Genomic DNA, 17,361 nt, shown 5'->3' with positions numbered 1-17,361 from the left:
CACCCTAGCATACGCCTGTTTGGGCTGCTGCCGGCAAGGCGGCTAGAGATCCCGCAGCCAAGGGAGCCAAGACAGGGGCAGCCGCCGCCAGATCCCTTCGCTCCCCGCCAGATCCAGCACGCGCCAGGCCAACAACCCTGATGCTGAGAAAAAGGTCAAGGCCAACAGCAGCGCCAGGGCGCTTTGGAGGGCCAAGCCAACTTGAGATCTGCTCTGGGCAGGTCGGGATCCCTCTTGAGGCGGGGAGGGTGGTTTTGCAGAAGTTGGGGAGGGGCGCAACGGAGTAGCAGGAAGGGGGGGCCCTGGCAGCCGCCGTAAAGCCATGACCACCGCTTGGGGTTGCTGCGGCTGGCGCATCCACCGGTTGAGCTCGGCCAGGGGTTAGGGACACCCAGTGCCTGCCTACCAACGGCCGATTGTTACTCACCACCACCAGGGAGCCTGGCTGCTGTTGGGCAAGGGCATAGGTCACTCGACAATGGCCTGCTCCAGGCAAACTCCCCGTGACTGCTGGCCAGCGTTGGCGTCCCCCACCCCAGCGCGGGCTGCCGAGACGGCAAATCCCAAACTGGACCCCTGGCGCAAGAAGGCGCGCGCTATCGATTCTTCCTGGGGATCGATAGCCTGTCGGCTCAGGCGTTCCAGCTCCGCCATCACCGCTTGTGGCAGCACCCCCACCCCAAAACGGCTCCATTCTTGCCAGAGGGCCGGGCGACCCGCCAGGACTCAACTCAGCTTGGGAAGGCGGGATCCCTCGGCTAGGCAGAGGCGAATGGCCAGGGGATAAAGGCGATGTTCCTGGACCTGGATGCGCCGGTGCAGAGACTCCACCGTATCTTCCGGCAGAACCGGCACGGCTGCTTGGGCCACGATGGGGCCGCTGTCCATTTCCAATGTGACGCGGTGGACGGTGCAGCCAGTAATTTTTACGCCGCACGCCAGCGCCTGCTCGACCGCCCGCAGGCCCTTGAAGCTGGGCAGGAGGCTGGGGTGAAGGTTTAAGACCCGCTCCGGATAGGCAGACAGCAACACCTGGGTCACCAAGCGCATCCAGCCAGCCATGATTACCCACTCCACCTGATGCTGCTGCAGCACCTGCACGATGGCGGCATCCAGCGCCTCCCGACTAGGATACTCCCGATGGTTGAGCAGGACACAGGGGATCCCTCTTCGCTGCGCCCGCTGCCGCACATAGGCCTCGGGATTGTTGGTGATAACAACGGCAATGTGGGCTGGCAACTCGCCGGCCTCGATGGCCTGGGCAATGGCCTCGAAATTGCTGCCGTTGCCGGAAGCCAAGATGCCTAGGATCCCCGGCTGAGGCGGAGTCGGGATCGCGTCAGGATTCGGCCAGAGGAGGCTGGGTAAGTTCATCTTTGACCAACAGCCACCACTTCTAGAGCTCCTCGTTCAAGGTACCCCATTCCCCTCCCTTTCACACCCTGAGCTGAGCCTGCCTCTTAAAATAGAAGGCTGACCTTGCCACCCCAGGGATCCCATGCCGCGTCGTACTGACATTCACAAGATCTTGCTCATCGGAGCGGGGCCTATTGTTATTGGCCAAGCCTGCGAGTTTGACTACTCGGGCACCCAAGCCTGCAAAGCCCTGCGAGAGGAGGGCTACGAGGTAATCCTGGTCAACTCCAACCCGGCCACCATCATGACGGATCCCAGCATGGCGGATCGCGTCTACATTGAGCCCGTAACGGCAGACGTGGTGGCCAAAATTATCGAGCGGGAGCGCCCCGATGCCCTCCTTCCCACCATGGGGGGTCAGACGGCCTTAAATGTGGCGGTGGAGCTGGCCCGGCGCGGGATCCTGGACCAGTACGGGGTGGAGCTAATTGGGGCCAAGCGGGAGGCTATTGAAAAGGCGGAGGATCGGGAGCTCTTTAAGCAGGCAATGCAGCGGCTTGGCCTGGCCGTGCCCCGCTCAGGGTTGGCCCGCAGCCTGGCCGAAGCCAAGCAGATTGCCCAAGAGATTGGCTATCCCCTCATCATCCGCCCTGCCTATACCTTGGGAGGCACCGGCGGCGGTGTGGCCTACAACCAAGAAGAATTTGAAGAGATCTGCGCCGCCGGCCTGGAGGCCAGCCCGGTCTCCCAGATCCTGGTGGAAGAGTCGGTGATTGGCTGGAAGGAGTTTGAGCTGGAGGTGATGCGGGATCTGGCGGACAACGTGGTCATCATCTGCTCGATTGAAAACATTGACCCCATGGGGGTACACACCGGCGACTCCATCACCGTGGCCCCGGCCCAGACCCTCACCGACAAGGAGTACCAGCGGCTGCGGGACTACGCCATCGCCATCATGCGCGAAATTGGGGTGGAAACGGGGGGATCCAACGTGCAGTTTGCCGTCAACCCCGCCAATGGTGAAGTGCGGGTGATCGAGATGAACCCGCGGGTTTCCCGCTCTTCTGCTTTGGCCAGCAAGGCCACCGGCTTCCCCATTGCCAAGATTGCCGCCAAGCTGGCCGTGGGCTACACGCTGCCGGAGCTCCCCAACGACATTACCCGCAAAACGCCGGCCAGCTTTGAGCCTACCCTCGACTATGTGGTCACCAAGATCCCCCGCTTTGCCTTTGAGAAGTTCCCCGGTGCAGAGCCGGTTTTGACCACCCAGATGAAGTCGGTGGGGGAGGCAATGGCCATTGGCCGCACCTTCCAAGAATCCCTCCAGAAGGCGCTGCGATCCCTAGAGATCGACCGCCCTGGCTTTGGCAGCGACCGACCGGAAGTCTTCCCTACCCCAGAGGAGGTGCGGGCCAACCTGCGCACCCCCAACCCTTTTCGCCTCTTGACCATTCGCACCGCCCTGCTCATGGGTTTTTCCGTTCAGGAAATTGCCCAGCTTACCCACATTGATCCCTGGTTTATCGACAAGCTGCAGGAGCTGGTGGAAGTGGAACAAGCCCTCAAGGGGCGGGAGCTGGGATCCCTGAGTGCTGAGGATCTGCGCCACCTTAAGCAAATGGGCTTCAGCGACCGACAAATTGCCCACCTGACCGGCTCCACTGAAGCGCAGGTGCGGGATCGCCGCAAGGCACTGGGGGTGATCCCCACCTACAAAACCGTCGATACCTGTGCCGCCGAGTTCGAGGCGACCACCCCCTACCAGTACTCCACCTACGAGAGGGAATCCGAGACCTTCCCCACCGCCAAGCCGAAGGTGATGATCCTGGGGGGCGGCCCCAACCGCATTGGCCAAGGGATCGAATTTGACTACTGCTGCTGTCATGCCGCCTTTGCCCTCAGCCGTCTTGGATATGAGACCATCATGGTCAACTCCAACCCCGAGACGGTTTCCACCGACTACGACACCGCCAATCGCCTCTACTTTGAGCCCCTGACCTATGAAGAGGTGATGAACCTGGTCGAAGCTGAGCAGCCGGTGGGGCTCATCCTGCAGTTTGGCGGCCAAACCCCCCTGAAGCTGGCCCAGAGGCTGGCAGCAGCTCAGGCGCCCATCTGGGGCACTTCCCCTGACTCCATTGACATAGCCGAGGATCGCGGTCGTTTTGGGCGCCTGCTTCAGGAATTGGGGATCCGCCAGCCGGCCCACGGCATTGCCCACAGCGTGGAAGAAAGCCTGGAAATTGCTCGCCGCATCGGCTACCCGGTGGTGGTGCGGCCCAGCTATGTGCTGGGGGGGCGGGCCATGGAGATTGTCTATTCCGACCAGGATCTGCAGCGCTACATGCAGCTAGCCGTGGCAGTGGATCCCGACCGTCCTGTGCTGGTGGACCAGTTTTTGGAAGAGGCGGTAGAGGTGGATGTGGATGCCATTGCCGACCGCACCGGGGCTGTAACCATCGGCGGGATCCTAGAGCACATCGAGCAGGCCGGAATCCACTCGGGGGATTCCGCCTGTGTCTTGCCCAGCCGCACCCTCAGCCCCGCAGTGCTGCAGGTGATTCGCGACTGGACGGTGAAGCTGGCGCAAGCTCTCAGGGTGGTGGGACTCATTAACGTGCAGTACGCCGTCCAGAAGGAGCAGGTTTACGTCCTGGAGGCCAACCCGCGCGCTTCCCGCACCGTACCATTTGTCAGCAAGGCCATTGGCCGCCCTCTGGCCGATTATGCCGCCCAGGTGATGAGCGGCAAAACCCTGGCGGAGCTGGGCTTTACCCAGGAGGTGATCCCACCCTACGTGGCTGTCAAGGAGGCGGTGCTGCCGTTTCACAAGTTTCCTGGTACCGACACGCTGCTGGGGCCGGAGATGCGCTCCACCGGCGAGGTGATGGGGATTGACACCGACTTTGGCCGTGCCTTTGCCAAGGCGCAACTGGCTGCCGGCCAGAACCTGCCCCTAGGGGGCACGGTGTTCATCAGCGTTAGCGATCGCGACAAGCAGGCCGTGATCCCACTGGCCCAAGAGTTTGTCAAGCTGGGCTTTCGTCTGCTGGCCACTGCCGGCACACAAAAAGTTCTGGCCCAACACGGGATCCCTGTCGAGAAGGTGCTCAAGCTGCACGAGGGCCGGCCCCATGTTATCGACGCCATCAAAAACCGCCAGATTCAGCTTATTGTCAATACCCCTTCCGGCAGCGAGGCCCAACAGGATGGGCGGAAGATCCGGCGCACTGCCCTGGCCTACAAGATCCCTTTGGTTACTACTCTGGCCGGGGCCAAGGCCACCGCGTCTGCCATCCGCGCCCTGCAGTCGGGATCCCTACAGGTGAAGTCCCTGCAGGAGTTTCACGCCGAAATTGGGAGATAGATCTCAGCCTTCTTAGGTTACCTTTCTGAAGAAATTCTTAAGACCTTCACCTTAAGAAATTCTAGAGTTCTCGGCTGGAGAAAGTGGCCTTGGCTGCCCAGGAAAAGCCGAGACCAAGGCATCAAAATCGCAACACTGATTTGCCTATTTGTATCGATACATCAATTTGTTTCACATTCTGGCTGCACACGTTAGGGATCCCTGTCGGCATCCCGAAAACTGTCTAGTTTGGAAGAAAGCTCCCCTAGGCCTTGTCGAAGGGGCTCCTGAGATCAGTTCGGCAAAGGCAGGGGGGAGGTGGCTTTGCTGAAATTTTCTAGGAGTTGGCCTATGAGTACGGTCATTCGTCGCTCCGCTGCTGCGCGGCGGCTGTGGAGTTGGGAAAGTTTTTGTCAGTGGATTACCAGCACCGAAAACCGGCTTTACATTGGCTGGTTTGGCGTATTGATGATCCCAACGTTGTTGGCGGCAGCCTTTTGTTTTGTAATTGCCTTCATTGCCGCGCCGCCGGTGGATATGGACGGGATCCGCGAGCCGGTGATTGGCTCTTTGTTGGGGGGCAACAACCTCATTTCTGCAGCGGTGGTGCCCACCTCAGCCGCCATTGCCCTGCACTTCTACCCCATCTGGGAAGCTGCTTCCCTGGATGAGTGGCTCTACAACGGCGGCCCCTACCAGCTCATCGTGTTTCACTTTCTCCTTGGGGTGTGGTGCTACCTTGGCCGGCAGTGGGAGTTGAGCTACCGGCTGGGCATGCGCCCCTGGATTGCGGTGGCCTTTTCTGCGCCAGCGGCTGCCGCTACAGCGGTGCTCTTGGTCTACCCCATCGGCCAGGGCAGCTTCTCAGAGGGACTGCCGCTGGGGATTGCCGGTACCTTCCACTTCATGCTGGCCTTCCAGGCGGAACACAACCTCTTGATGCACCCCACCAGTTGGCTGGGGGTAGCCGGGGTGTTTGGCGGCGCCCTGTTGGCGTCTCTACACGGCTCCCTAGTGCTCTCCAGCCTAATCCGGGAGACCTCGGAAGAGGAGTCGGCCAATGCCGGCTACCGCTTTGGCCAAGAGGAGGTCACCTACAACTTCCTGGCCGGCCACTACGCCTTTTTGGGGCGGCTGGGGATCCCAAGCCTTGGCTGGCGCAACAGCCGCTCTGTCCACTTCTGGATGGCGGCCCTGCCGACCGTAGGGATTTGGGCGGCAGCCATTGGCATTGGGGTGATGGCCTTTAACCTCAATGGCTTCAACTTCAACCAGTCCATTCTGGATAGCCAGGGTCGGTTTATCCCCACCTACGCCGACCTCCTCAACCGCGCCAACCTGGGGATCCAGGCCATGCACGCCCCCAACGCCCACCACTTCCCCCTGCTGCTGGCAGCCAAAGCCGACTAGGCTCGGTCGAGTTCAAAGGCGCGGTGGGCAGCTTGCAGAGCGCGGATTCCTTGCTCCCGTCGCACCACGCAGCTTACCTTAATCTCTGAGGTGCCAATCATCTCAATGTTGATCCCGGCGTTGGCCAAGGCAGCGAAAAAGCGCGCGGCGACGCCGGGATAAATTTCCATGCCGGCGCCGACGATGCTCACCTTAGCGATATCGTGGTCGGCTTCGACCCCCGCCGCCTGCAGCTCCTCGGCCACCTGCCGGCACACGGCCTCAGCCGCCAGCGCTTGCTCCTGGGGCACAGTAAAGGCAATGTCGGTGCTGGGGATCCCATTGTGGTAGCCCCGCTGGCTTTGGATGATGGTATCGACGATAACGCCAGCTGCGGCCAGGCGCCCAAACAGATGGGCAGCCGTCCCTGGGCGGTCCGGCACCTTGCGGATGCCCAGCCGCGACTGCTTGAGATCCAGGGCAACGCCCCGCACGGGGTGGCTGCTGGGGAGGGGATCCCGGCCAGGAGCTACCGTGACCCGATGCAAGTGGGGGATGACCTGAAAGGCTTCTCCCAAGGCCAGGGCGGCCTCCCCAGCCCGCTCAGCAGCCACCACACAGCTTACCTTGATCTCCGACATGGAGATCATCTGGAGATTGATCCCGGCTTCCGCTAGCACTCGAAACATCTCGGCGGCAATGCCCGGGCGACCCATCATCCCCACCCCGGCAATGCTGACCTTGGCCACCGCCTCCTCGACGAGGACTTCCCTACACCCCAGCTCCTGGCCCACCTGCTGTGCCACGGCTGCCGCCTGGGCTGCCTGCGCCCGGCTGACGGTAAAGGCAATGTCGTTGGTAGGGGATCCCTCGGCTGCACTGAGGTGGAGCGACTGCAGGATTAAATCGACGTTGATCCCGGCTGCCGCAATTTCCTGGAACAGCTGAGCGGCAATGCCCGGGCGATCCGGCACTCCCACCAACACCACCTTGGCCTGATCCCAATCCAGCTCCACCGTATCCACTGCCCGGCCCAGCTCAATGCTACTATCGGCGGGGCGAGGGCGGGGAGGAGGAGAAAGAATGAGGGTGCCCTCGGATCCTGCCTGCAGCGGCTCCAGGCTGGAGCGCACCCGCAGCTTGACGCCGTAGTTGCGGGCAATTTCTACGGAGCGGGGGTGGAGCACCTGCGCTCCCAAGCTGGCCAGCTCCAGCATCTCGTCGGCAGTAATCTCTGGCAACAACCTAGCCTCGGGTACCTTGCGCGGGTCGGTAGTAAAGATCCCTGGCACATCGGTGTAGATCTCGCACAGCTCTGCTCCCAGAGCCACCGCCAAAGCCACCGCCGTAGTGTCGGATCCCCCCCGCCCCAGGGTGGTAATTTCCAGCTCAGTCAGGCTGGTGATGCCCTGAAAGCCGGCCACCACCACCACCTCTCCCCGCTCCAAGTGCTGCCAGAGGCGGTCGGTGTGGATGTGCAAAATGCGGGCCCGCCCGTGATCCCGGGTGGTAACAATCCCTACCTGAGCCGCCGTCAGCGAAACGGCAGGATAGCCCAAGCGCTGCAGCGCCAAGGCCAGCAGGGCAATGCTTACCTGCTCGCCCGTGGAAAGGAGCATGTCCCACTCCCGCCACTGGGCCGGCGTGGTCGGGGATCCCTGGAGGATCTGTTCCCCCAGTTCCACCAGGCGGTCTGTTTCCTCTCCCATCGCTGAGACCACCACCACCACCCGCTGGCCCTGATCCACCGTGTGGGCCACCCGCTGGGCCACGGCCTGGATGCGCTCAATGGAGCCGACAGAGGTGCCGCCGTACTTCTGGACAATTAAACCTGCTGGCATGGCTAGGGCTGAGCTGGTTAGGCGTGGTTTGGATCCTACCCCGAACTAGGCCAAGCCCAACCAAGTTTGCAAAAAGGGTGGCACCGGCAGCAGGATCAACACCAGCAACGTCAGCATCCCCAGCCCCAGCAGCTCCCGCCCCTCATCCAGCTCAGTGACGTCGTTGAGGGCCGGCTCGTCGGCACTGGAGATAACAAACAGCAGCAGCGCCCACAATAACAGCCAGGGCTGCACCGTCAAGGCCAGCAGCAGCACCAGCCAGCGAGTTACTCGCCCCACATTGGCCCCCATCTGCTGGCCATAGACGGCGTGGACAAGGTGGCCCCCATCCAGTTGGCCCACCGGCACCAGGTTAAAGGCAACCACCACTAGACCCAGCCAGCCGGCAAAGGCCAAGGGGTGCAGATCGATCACCTGGCCCGGCTGCAATTGATCCCCCAGCACCATACGCGCCAGGATTGCTAGCAGCACCGATAGGCGTGGATCGATGCGATGGAAGCTAATCGGGGTCGGCTGCCCCTCTGGCACTGCCGGAGGATCCGCAGGCGTCGAAAAGACTAGCCCCAGGAGCAACATTGCCAAAGCAACGAGGCTGCCTGCCAGCGGCCCGGCAACGGCAATGTCAAACAGCACCTTGCGGTTGGGCACCGGTTCTTTCAGCTCAATGAAGGCCCCAAAAGTTCCCAAAACAAAAGGCACCGGAATGAAGTAGGGGAGCGAGGTTTTGATGCCGTGGCGGCGGGCCACCCAGTAGCGGATCCCCTCATGGGATCCCAGAATGGCCAGGATCCCCACCGCATAGGGCAGCCCCTGCAGTAGCGAGGGCAAATGCAGCAACCGATCAGGGCTGACCCCAGCCGCCTGGGCGCCGGCAGTTAGAGTTGTCCAAAAGGTAAACAGCAGTAGCCCCAGCGCCAGCAGAGGCCATTCTTCCTGACGGGTTGGGGAGCGCCGCGCCGCTGGGTTGGGCACCAGAGCAAAAAAGGGCTTGCCGGCAAACCCCTCCTGGAGCACCACTAGAAAGCGCTTGCCAAAGGTGGTTTCCACATTCCGCTGCACCCGCTCATAGGCTTCGGTGGGATCCGCCCGCAAATTGCCGCGGCAGATGATGGCCTGAGGGCGGTATTCCACGCTTTGCAGATAGAAAACGTTCCAAGGAAAGCAGCGATTGAGCTTTTCCCGCGACACCTCAGCGATGGAAAGGGGAGCAGCCGCAGCCCCTTCCTCCTCGTCTTCCTCTCTCTCCAGCAAAGGCTCCTGCTCTGGTTCGGGATCCCGCTTGACCGGGGTGTTTTCCGCCCGAGGCGGAGGGCTTGCTGGTGGAGCCTGGAGACGCCCCCGCCGCACCAGGGTCATGCTGGCAAAGTAAGAAGCCAAAAACAGCCCCAACATCAGCAAAGGGGGCATTTCGTACTGAAACACCTGCCGCCCCAGCACCCAAATCAGGGGGGGCAGCATCATCACCAGCCACAGGATCCGCCACGGCACCTTGGAGAGGCGGGCCACGCTTTTTTGTAGCAGCAGGTAGGTTGTTGAACCCACCAGCGCCAACAGGATCCAATCTGCCATGAGCTCAAATATGGAGATACCCCTACCAAGCTAGCGGCAAACCTCCTCCGCTTGCTACCGCCACCCCTAGGGATCTCTTAGGAGCTCGCTCGGCTTAAAGCAGCACCCGGATCTAAGCAGGCGGTGGGGGGCACTTGCTTTTGTAAGCGACGGAGAGGATCCTCCCCCTCAGCCCAACATCCAGGCTGGAAGAAAGGGATGCCCCGTCATTGCCCGCAGGGTGAAATAGACAAACAGCAGCAGAGCCAGGGCTCCCAGCGTCACCAGAGCCCCTGCCGTCCGGCTTTTGCGATACAGGTTCACAAAGGGCTGGAGGCCAGCCCAGATCCCTCCTAGCAAGACAGTAATGAAGTAGGTAGGGTAGCGGGAGACATTCTCCACAAATTGATCTTCTAATCGGTGGGGAGGCTGCGGCTGGGGCATGGGCAGAAAGCAATCCAAGTCCACTCCCTATTGACACTCCCCTGACTAGTCGCGAAGCAAGACATAGTCCTTAGTCAAGGGATTCTTACGCAGTCCACAGAGGGACTCGTAAAGGCGCTGTCAAAACGCCCCTAGATGGTTGGCTCCGCTTACTTGTTGACTTACAGCCCTGTCCGGATTTTTTACCGGGGCAGGTGCTTGCCTAGGAGCAATTGTAGCATTGGCAAGCGACTCAAGTCGCTTAAGGACTATGTCCCGCTAACGCGAGCGGGCTTTTCCGCCCCGCACTAACCGCTGGCTGAAGCAGCAGGAAACCTGATATGGATATGGTAGGGGTTATCCGGCCTCCTTTGCTGGACTAATGCAAGAATTGTCCTCTGATGCCTTCAATCGTGCTGGGGAGCTGCCTGGGGATCAGGCCCTGGCATTAATGCGTGTTCAGGAGGCCCTGGATCAACTGGAGGCGGCCATTCTCAGCAGTCCCCGTTTGTTCTGGTCTCGCACCCTCATCGACGAAGAAAAGATCCTGGAGCAGTTGGACTTCATTCGCCTTACCTTGCCCACTGCTTTGGAGGAAGCTGAGGAAGTGCTGCGCCAGCGGGATCAGATCTTGGCGGAGGCCCATCGCTACGCCCAGGAAATCGTGGCCATGGCCCAGCGCCGGGCCGAGCAGCTTGTTAGCGAATCAACCATCCTCCGCCAAGCCCAAGCTCAAGCGGAACAGTTGTTGCGGCAAACCTACCAACAGAGCGAGGAAGTGCGGCGACAGACCCTCCAAGAGTCAGAGCGTCTCCAGCGGGAGGCCCACCGCTACGTGGATCAGGTTTTACAGGATCTGGAGATGCGGCTGCTGGAGTCGCTGCGGGTGCTCCGCAACGGCCGACAAAACCTGCAAACCTGAGCTTGCTTCTGGCTAAGGAGTGTTCACCTGTCCGGTTTTAAGTCATATTAAAAGTAACATCCGGACTTCCCTACTCTGCAGACTGGGGGTAGCCAAGCCCCGTTAGGCAAAACGAAGCCAAGTCCTGGATGTGTGGCCAGGAACTCGATGCGCTGGAGATTGCCGCGGCAGGCAAGGGATCTCAAGCTTTGGTGGCAAGCTGGCGCAGTTTTTCCCTCGCTGGACTGAGAGCGTGTGTCCCTACTTCTCAGCGATTGCTCCAGGACTGTACCCATCGAGCTACCTTCCGCAGCGGGCTCTTTCTTCAGCCTGCGAGTTCCGGCTTTTGTCCCTTCTGGGAGTCCCTTAGTTGTCTAGGAGATTCTATGGCCATTGAACCGAAAGCTCGTAAGAACCGCGAAAGTGCTAAATCTCGTTCTCGCAGCCGTCGTCATGAGCCAACCAAAGCCAGCAATTCAGACGCTAGCCTTTCCCTGCCGAAGTTGATCCAAGAAAACGCCGTGCTCCAGTCCCGCAGTCAGTTGTTGCTGATGTACAGTGACTTTCAAACCGAAATGCCCAACGATGGCAAGACAGGCGTTGGCACCTGGCTGCGAGCTCGCCTCAAAGAGCACGGCATGCCTAGCCTACTGCGTTTTGGCCCGCGCTCCTGTCCCCAAGTTTTCCGCCGCGATGAATTTTCCGAGTGGATGATGCTAGCTCTCAACACTCCCAGTCCCAAAAACGACAGCGCCCAGTAGGGGAAGCTGAGGCAGCAAACTAGACTAGGGGGTTGGCTGGGGAAGTTCTGCAGCAAGCAAAGCTAGCTCGAATTTCCCCAGCTTGCCTACCCCTACGCTACGGAAGCGGAGAGGCGAGTCGCTGGTTTGGGGGATCCCGTTCGCCCATCTAGGGAGGCTGGTGGCTCCTTCTCCTCCTCCGCCAGCAACAAGTCTCGGATTAGACGGGCTGCCAGGCGCTGCAACCAGCGGGAGGCCAGCTGCTGCCCCAGTTGTTGGGCCTCCGGTCTAGTGGCTACCTTGGCCACCAGAAGCAGAAGTTGCAGCGGCTGAAAGGCTGGGTTACTACTGAGGATGGCCCACAGACGCTGCAGATGGGCCAAGCCGTCTGCAGCCCCGTTTCCTGAGCTGGAAAAGAGGATATCCACCAGGTGCTCTCGCAGGAAAGCTCCCCGCTCAGAAAAGAGGAAGTCAATGGCTTTTTCCAGGGATCCCTGCAGGTCAAAATCCTCGCTGTTGACGGCATTGCGCAGCAGATTCTCCAGGCGGTTCCAGCGAAATTGCCCCTGGTTAAACAGCAGCTCCCGTAGAGACTCGCGCAGCTCTGGAGCGGGGTCGGTGAGGAGCCGCTGGGCGACGTAGGGATAGGCCACGCTCAACACTTTGAAGTTGGGATCCAAACCAATGGCGATCCCCTCTAAGGTGAGCAGAGAGCGGATGATGAGGGCGTAGTAGGCAGGTACGCGGAAGGGGAAGTCGTACATCACCCCCGAGAGCCTGTCAGTAATACTTTTGAAATTTAGCTCCGCCACGGAGCTGCCCAAGGCTTCTGCAAAGACAGCCTCTAGGGCGGGAATGATGGGCGTGAGGTCAGTATCGGGATCTAGGAATTCCAGATCCACATAGTCCTGGGCCAGGGCAACAAAATCCCGGTTCACCAAGTGGACAATGGCCTTGATGAGGCCGTAGCGCTGGTGGGGCTGGATGGTGCTCATCATCCCAAAGTCAATGTAGGCCAGCCGCCCGTCGTACATCGCTAAGAGATTACCGGGATGGGGATCGGCATGGAAAAAGCCGTGCTCCAAAAGCTGCTTAAGGGAGCAGTTAACCCCAATCTCGATCAGGTGCCGCCCGTCCAAACCTGCCGCCGTGATCTTGTCAAGCTGGGTTAGCTTGATGCCGTCGATCCACTCCATCGTCAGCACCTTGGTGCGGGTGTACTCCCAGTAGATTTTGGGAGCGTAGATGGAGGGGTGGCGATACAGCTCCAGGAAGCGCTCGGCGTTGCGGCCCTCCTGGGTGTAGTCCATCTCTTCGTACAGCCGGCTGGCAAACTCATCGACAATCCCCACCAAGTCACTGCGGATACGGCGAAAGGTGCGCTTGGCCCAGGCGGCCAGGCTACGAACGATGTACATGTCAAGGGAGATGCGTTCAATCAAATCGGGTCGCTGCACCTTGACAGCGACTTTCTCTCCCGTGTGCAAATAGGCTTGGTAAACTTGCCCCAGGCTGGCAGCCGCTATTGGCTCGGGGCTAATCTCGCGAAAGATTTGTTCTACCGGCCGGCCGAGCTCCGACTCGATGAGGGCAAAGGCAGTGGCATTGTCAAACGGGGGTAGCTCATCCTGAAGCTTGGCCAGCTCTTCCAGGAAAAGAGGCGAGACCAAGTCGGGCCGGGTGGAGAGGGCCTGGCCAATTTTGATAGCTGTCGGCCCCAGTTGCGTGAGGATCTCTCGCAGCCGCGCCGCGTGCTGGGGACGATTTTGCAGCTCCACTCCCCGCCAGCGATCCCACAGGACCCAGATCAACAGTCCCAAAAAGGGGGTAATCAACTGAAAAAGACGCCTCAGCACCAGATCCCAGCGCCCCCGGTATTGCCTGGCCAACTGCTCTGGGTCATAGCGCAGAGCTGGTTGCGAGGGTTGCCACCCCCCCGCCGTCACAGGTTGTTCTGCCCTCCCTGGCTGGGTTGCGGCCACTGTTGACCGTGTTGCGCCCATAGAAGTCCCGACGGATCTCGTAACACATCTTAACCTGCTGGGTTCGCAAGCGGCTTTTGGGCTGGGCGGGTGACCCGGGACGTCAAATCTCCTTGCTCTAGAGGCAGAGGCTGGGCCAAAGAAGGTCAAAAAAGGCTGGAAACTGTTCCCAGATCCCTCGAAAAACCTGGGGTGGATAAAGATATCCTGAAATAGGCAGCAACAGGTTGGGTGCAAAGTTTAGGCCAATGGGTTAGCCGTTAGGCCAAGGGGGCAACCCAGCAGGTCAGCATGGAAAGGCGGTCTTTTCTCCAAAAGTTACTCTTGGCTGCTGCTGGCCTTGGCCTGCCTCCTGGCTGGCTAGCCAGCCAGGCTAAGCGTTATGGACAAGCTTTGGCAGCCACCTCCCGCAAGTTGGCTCTTCTAATTGGCATTAACCGCTACCCTGGCGAGGGATCCCCCCTGCAGGGCTGCGTTACAGATGTGGAGCTGCAGCGGGAGCTGCTGCTATACCGCTTTGACTTTGACCCAGCAGGCATTCTCACCCTCACCGATGCCGCAGCTACGCCAAAAGGGATCGAATTGGCTTTTGCTGAGCACCTGGGCGCTTCAAGTCAGACGGCTGCAACCGTGGTGATCCAGTTTAGTGGCTATGGCCAGTGGCGGGCAGGGGCCGAGCCGAGGCGCTGGCAACCGGTGTTGCTGTTGTCTGGGCCTGAAGGCCCTGAAGCCATGGGTCTGGAGCACTTTTTCCAGCTTGTGCAAGGCCTAGGCACAGCCCAGATTACAACTGTACTTGATTGTGGCTTTACCTATGTTGCCCCCGCCGTACGGGGCAACTTGCAACTGCGCTCCCGCCCACCCGCTCTGCCAGCAGCAGCCTCCACGGTGCCGGATCCCGGCCGTCTACCCTCTGCGGCAGAGCAACAGGCTTGGCCCTCGCCGCCCAAAGGGGTGTTGATTGCCGCCACCACCCCCCAAGACTTGGCAGCGGAAGCCGCCTGGCCCGGATTCCATGCGGGGGTGCTCACCTACCTGCTGACTCAGTACCTGTGGGAAACCACGCCAGCTACGCGCCTGCTGATTGCTTTCAGCCAAGTGGCGGGGCGGCGGGAGCTGGGCCTATTTTCCTGTCAGCGTCCTACCCTCGAAGGTAGAGAAACGGCTCGGCGTATCCCCCCCTACTTTCTTACCCCTTCCCAAGGGGTAGCCAGTGGAGTCATCCAAGAGGTGAAGGGGAATCGAGCCCAGGTGTGGCTGGGAGGGATCCCGGCGGCCGCCTTGTGGGGTCTGCAGCCGGGTACTCTTTTGGCTCCCCTTGCTGCCGAACCTTCCACCGTTTCCCCGCTGCCGCTTCTGGTTCGTTCTCGCAGTGGGCTGTGGGCGCAGGTGCAGCCGGCCAATGGGGAAGGTCAATTGCCTCCGGTGGGGACGCTGGTGCGCGAGCAGTTGCGCGTCCTCCCCAGCAACCTCAAGCTGCTGGTGGGCCTGGAGGAGAGCTTGGGCCGCGTTGAAAGGGTGGACCTAACCAATGCCATCGCTGGCTACAGCTGGATGGAGACAGCCAACCCGCGCGAGCGCCAGGTGGATTGCCTGCTGGGCCGCATCACCCCCGAAATGGCCGCTGCTTTCCAGGTGGATGCTTTGTCCAAGCCCTTGGAAGTTAACAGCTACAGCCTTTTTTGGCCGGGACGCGAGTTGCTCCTCAATTCCTGTGGCCCGCCAGGGGAAGCGGCAGCTACAGCGGTGCAGCGGCTGGCACCCCGTCTGGCTCATCTGCTGGCAGCCAAGCGCCTGCGGACCACCCTCAACGCGGCCATCTCGCCGCTGGCGGTGGTGGGAGAATTGTCTACCTTCAAACCCTCACGAGCGGCACGGTTTGCCCAAGGAGCCCCTGCGGAGCCAGGCATCCAGCGCTTCCTGCGCGGCGAGCCCCTCTATCTCATCCTGCGCAACGAGGGGAACCAAGATCTGTTCGGCTACCTGTTGATGGTCGATCCCGGTGGGCAAGTGCACCTGCTGGCTCCCCTGCCCCAGGACGACCCTGCTCTGCCACTGCGCCTTGAGGCCAAGGGTACCCTGACCTTACCGCCCCTGCCTGACTCTGCCGTTCCTCCCGACCTGCTTACCTGCCATGCCCAGGGGTTGACTGAGCTATTGTTTGTGGCCAGTACTCGCCCTTTATCGACCAGCTTGGAAGCCCTCAAAGCCATGGTCCGTCAGCAGGGGATAACCCGTTCGCCGATGTTGCTCAGCAAACCGCTGGAGTGGACGCAGATGCTGCTAGAAGAGCTGACCCGTCGTCCGCCCGAAGGGGATCCCGATCTGCGCTGGCTGGATCCCAGCCAGGCTGTTACCCTTTCCCTCACCTATTTGCTGGTCTAGCTCAGCAACAGGGCAAACAGACCACAGAGGGCAATGCCATCGAAAACGCCGGCCCCGCCAATGCTGAGAATGCCCGAGCAATTGCGTCGCAGCACTTCCGGCAGGTGCAGCAGATCCGCTCCAATCACTGTGCCCAAAACCCCGCCGGCAAAGGCCACCGCCGGCGCCTGATCCCCGGCCCAGAATAGAGCGGCTAGGGCTGCCGTGGCCGGCGCAACTAGCGGATTCATCTGAATGCCGATCCCGGGCACCACGTGGGAAGCGTAGTAGCTGACCACCGTTACCAGTGCCGTTACAGCCAGGATCAACAGCCCATCAGCCCGGCCAAATTGATATAGGGCCAAGAGCACCGGGATCAGCCCTCCACCCACGTTGAGGGCAATCACCGTCTCCTGGGAGATTTTGGCCAACGGGATCCCCCAAAATTGCCGCATCCACAGGCTGGCCAGATCCTCTACCAGAGTTACCTCGCACTTGACGCGATAGAGAGGAATATTGACCGAGCTGCCCACCAGGATGGCTAGCAGCAGCAACAGCGCCCCCTCCCGCGAGAACCCCAGCTTCTCCACCGCCAGCGCCACCACGTCCACCGCTAGCCCCAGCCAGAGGAAGGGCAGCAGCAGCACCAGCATCAAAAACAGCAACAGCGAGAACGGTAGGTAGAACATGGCAGGGATCCCAGGCTTTTCTCCAGCCTACCAGGACTCGGTTCAACTTTTCTTGGCCTCAGAGGAGGCGCCTCAAGATTGTCTAGAGACCAAAAATAGTGTTGCGGATATCCCGAGAAATGCTGTGGCCGGCCTCCCGATCGCTAGGGGTTTTGGACAGGCTAATTTGGTAGCGTCTATCCCCGTGAAAGCAAATCCTGACATGATTATCTTCCGCGATGACCTCAAAACCGAGCTCTTCCAACCTTTTTCTGTAATAATCACTCCATCCATTGTAGTCTGAAGACAAGCTGTCTACAGATTCCCTAATTCTCCGACGATGATCATCACCCTCGTTTGCTTCGTTATTCTCAACCAAGTTTCTAAGTATATGCTGGACTCTGCTCCCTTCGTGTACGTTATTAATTTTCTCTCTCAGGATTTCCAAAATAAAACTCTTAGCTTCTTGTGGGTAAAACTCTTTCTCGGTTATTTTCAAGACTATATCTATTTCCGACGGCTCGTACCTTGTATAATGCCCTCTTCCCTGGAGAATTGTAGACAGAGTCTTTTCATAACCTTCTATGCCAGTCTTCAGCGTCTTTATTTCCTCATCCCTTTGTTGAAGCTGTAGTCTCAGCTCTCTAATCTCGTCTGCGCCTGCATGGAACTGCTCCGCACGCAGCCTCTCTATCTCTGCTTGGAGACTTCGCACTTGCCGATCTTTGTCTTGGAGCTGTTGCAAAAGCTGACGCCGCTCGGCCAACTGGGCTTCAAGTTCTTGGAGCTGCTCGCTTTTTTGC

General features: G+C 60.2%; 14 protein-coding genes. 5 read left to right on the top strand and 9 right to left on the bottom strand.

Annotated features, from left to right (window positions below; translation table 11 throughout):
* Positions 1–42: 42 nt before the first annotated feature.
* The 3 genes from NW830_RS05220 to purN all read right to left on the bottom strand — a co-directional run bounded on the left by NW830_RS05220 (position 43) and on the right by purN (position 1,374).
* Positions 43–195 (bottom strand): hypothetical protein, encoded by a 153-nt coding sequence (locus NW830_RS05220; protein ID WP_414404594.1) that lies wholly within the window; start codon positions 193–195, stop codon positions 43–45.
* A 273-nt stretch (positions 196–468) separates the two neighbouring features.
* A complete protein-coding gene (locus NW830_RS05215; protein ID WP_414404593.1) occupies positions 469–678 on the bottom strand; it encodes a hypothetical protein in 210 nt (69 codons plus the stop codon).
* 48 nt (positions 679–726) lie between these two features.
* Complete coding sequence (gene purN, locus NW830_RS05210) at positions 727–1,374, bottom strand: phosphoribosylglycinamide formyltransferase (RefSeq protein WP_414404592.1); 648 nt, start codon at positions 1,372–1,374, stop codon at positions 727–729.
* A 124-nt stretch (positions 1,375–1,498) separates the two neighbouring features.
* Between purN and carB the strand changes: the two genes are divergently transcribed.
* Together carB and psbA are read left to right on the top strand one after the other, a co-directional pair.
* Positions 1,499–4,723: a carbamoyl-phosphate synthase large subunit gene (gene carB / locus NW830_RS05205; RefSeq protein ID WP_414360292.1), complete on the top strand. Its 3,225-nt coding sequence runs from the start codon at positions 1,499–1,501 to the stop codon at positions 4,721–4,723.
* 330 nt (positions 4,724–5,053) lie between these two features.
* Positions 5,054–6,112 carry a photosystem II q(b) protein gene (gene psbA / locus NW830_RS05200; protein ID WP_414360294.1) on the top strand — a complete coding sequence of 353 codons (1,059 nt, stop codon included), beginning with the start codon at positions 5,054–5,056 and terminating at the stop codon, positions 6,110–6,112.
* On the opposite strand, the gene NW830_RS05195 is transcribed toward psbA, so the two are convergent.
* From NW830_RS05195 to NW830_RS05185, 3 genes are all read right to left on the bottom strand, one after another.
* On the bottom strand, positions 6,109–7,932 hold the full coding sequence (locus NW830_RS05195; protein WP_414360297.1) for an aspartate kinase: 1,824 nt from the start codon (positions 7,930–7,932) through the stop codon (positions 6,109–6,111). The two genes, psbA and NW830_RS05195, sit on opposite strands and share 4 nt — an antisense overlap.
* Positions 7,933–7,977: 45 nt before the next feature.
* A complete protein-coding gene (locus tag NW830_RS05190) occupies positions 7,978–9,501 on the bottom strand; it encodes a site-2 protease family protein (RefSeq protein ID WP_414360299.1) in 1,524 nt (507 codons plus the stop codon).
* A 168-nt stretch (positions 9,502–9,669) separates the two neighbouring features.
* Positions 9,670–9,924 carry a DUF751 family protein gene (locus NW830_RS05185; protein ID WP_414360301.1) on the bottom strand — a complete coding sequence of 85 codons (255 nt, stop codon included), beginning with the start codon at positions 9,922–9,924 and terminating at the stop codon, positions 9,670–9,672.
* A 430-nt stretch (positions 9,925–10,354) separates the two neighbouring features.
* Between NW830_RS05185 and NW830_RS05180 the strand changes: the two genes are divergently transcribed.
* Positions 10,355–10,825: a hypothetical protein gene (locus NW830_RS05180; RefSeq protein WP_414360304.1), complete on the top strand. Its 471-nt coding sequence runs from the start codon at positions 10,355–10,357 to the stop codon at positions 10,823–10,825.
* Between the two features lie 365 nt (positions 10,826–11,190).
* Positions 11,191–11,565 (top strand): hypothetical protein, encoded by a 375-nt coding sequence (locus NW830_RS05175; protein ID WP_414360307.1) that lies wholly within the window; start codon positions 11,191–11,193, stop codon positions 11,563–11,565.
* Between the two features lie 92 nt (positions 11,566–11,657).
* Here NW830_RS05175 and NW830_RS05170 read toward each other — a convergent pair whose 3' ends face one another.
* Complete coding sequence (locus tag NW830_RS05170) at positions 11,658–13,547, bottom strand: ABC1 kinase family protein (protein WP_414404591.1); 1,890 nt, start codon at positions 13,545–13,547, stop codon at positions 11,658–11,660.
* A gap of 270 nt (positions 13,548–13,817) precedes the next feature.
* Here NW830_RS05170 and NW830_RS05165 point away from each other — a divergent pair, with 270 nt between their 5' ends.
* Positions 13,818–15,911, top strand: a complete 2,094-nt coding sequence (locus tag NW830_RS05165) for a caspase family protein (RefSeq protein WP_414404590.1) — start codon at positions 13,818–13,820, stop codon at positions 15,909–15,911.
* Here NW830_RS05165 and NW830_RS05160 read toward each other — a convergent pair.
* Together NW830_RS05160 and NW830_RS05155 are read right to left on the bottom strand one after the other, a co-directional pair.
* Entirely contained in the window at positions 15,908–16,579 is a 672-nt protein-coding gene (locus NW830_RS05160; RefSeq protein ID WP_414360315.1) for a DUF1614 domain-containing protein, read from the bottom strand. The genes NW830_RS05165 and NW830_RS05160 overlap by 4 nt on opposite strands.
* A gap of 82 nt (positions 16,580–16,661) precedes the next feature.
* A partial coding sequence (locus NW830_RS05155) for a hypothetical protein (RefSeq protein ID WP_414404589.1) occupies positions 16,662–17,361 on the bottom strand: 700 nt, incomplete at its 5' end.

Source organism: Synechococcus sp. OH30 (assembly GCF_047462175.1).
Lineage (GTDB): Bacteria > Cyanobacteriota > Cyanobacteriia > Thermostichales > Thermostichaceae > Thermostichus.
Note: the sequence above shows the minus strand (reverse complement) of the source record. Positions and strands in the feature narration are given on the sequence as shown.

What these genes read in the sequence shown, in the direction of transcription:
- purN (WP_414404592.1), bottom strand. Translation starts at nt 1,374, where the DNA reads ATGAACTTACCCAGCCTCCTCTGGCCGAATCCTGACGCGATCCCGACT.
- carB (WP_414360292.1), top strand. Translation starts at nt 1,499, where the DNA reads ATGCCGCGTCGTACTGACATTCACAAGATCTTGCTCATCGGAGCGGGG.
- psbA (WP_414360294.1), top strand. Translation starts at nt 5,054, where the DNA reads ATGAGTACGGTCATTCGTCGCTCCGCTGCTGCGCGGCGGCTGTGGAGT.
- NW830_RS05195 (WP_414360297.1), bottom strand. Translation starts at nt 7,932, where the DNA reads ATGCCAGCAGGTTTAATTGTCCAGAAGTACGGCGGCACCTCTGTCGGC.
- NW830_RS05190 (WP_414360299.1), bottom strand. Translation starts at nt 9,501, where the DNA reads ATGGCAGATTGGATCCTGTTGGCGCTGGTGGGTTCAACAACCTACCTG.
- NW830_RS05185 (WP_414360301.1), bottom strand. Translation starts at nt 9,924, where the DNA reads ATGCCCCAGCCGCAGCCTCCCCACCGATTAGAAGATCAATTTGTGGAG.
- NW830_RS05180 (WP_414360304.1), top strand. Translation starts at nt 10,355, where the DNA reads ATGCGTGTTCAGGAGGCCCTGGATCAACTGGAGGCGGCCATTCTCAGC.
- NW830_RS05175 (WP_414360307.1), top strand. Translation starts at nt 11,191, where the DNA reads ATGGCCATTGAACCGAAAGCTCGTAAGAACCGCGAAAGTGCTAAATCT.
- NW830_RS05170 (WP_414404591.1), bottom strand. Translation starts at nt 13,547, where the DNA reads ATGGGCGCAACACGGTCAACAGTGGCCGCAACCCAGCCAGGGAGGGCA.
- NW830_RS05165 (WP_414404590.1), top strand. Translation starts at nt 13,818, where the DNA reads ATGGAAAGGCGGTCTTTTCTCCAAAAGTTACTCTTGGCTGCTGCTGGC.
- NW830_RS05160 (WP_414360315.1), bottom strand. Translation starts at nt 16,579, where the DNA reads ATGTTCTACCTACCGTTCTCGCTGTTGCTGTTTTTGATGCTGGTGCTG.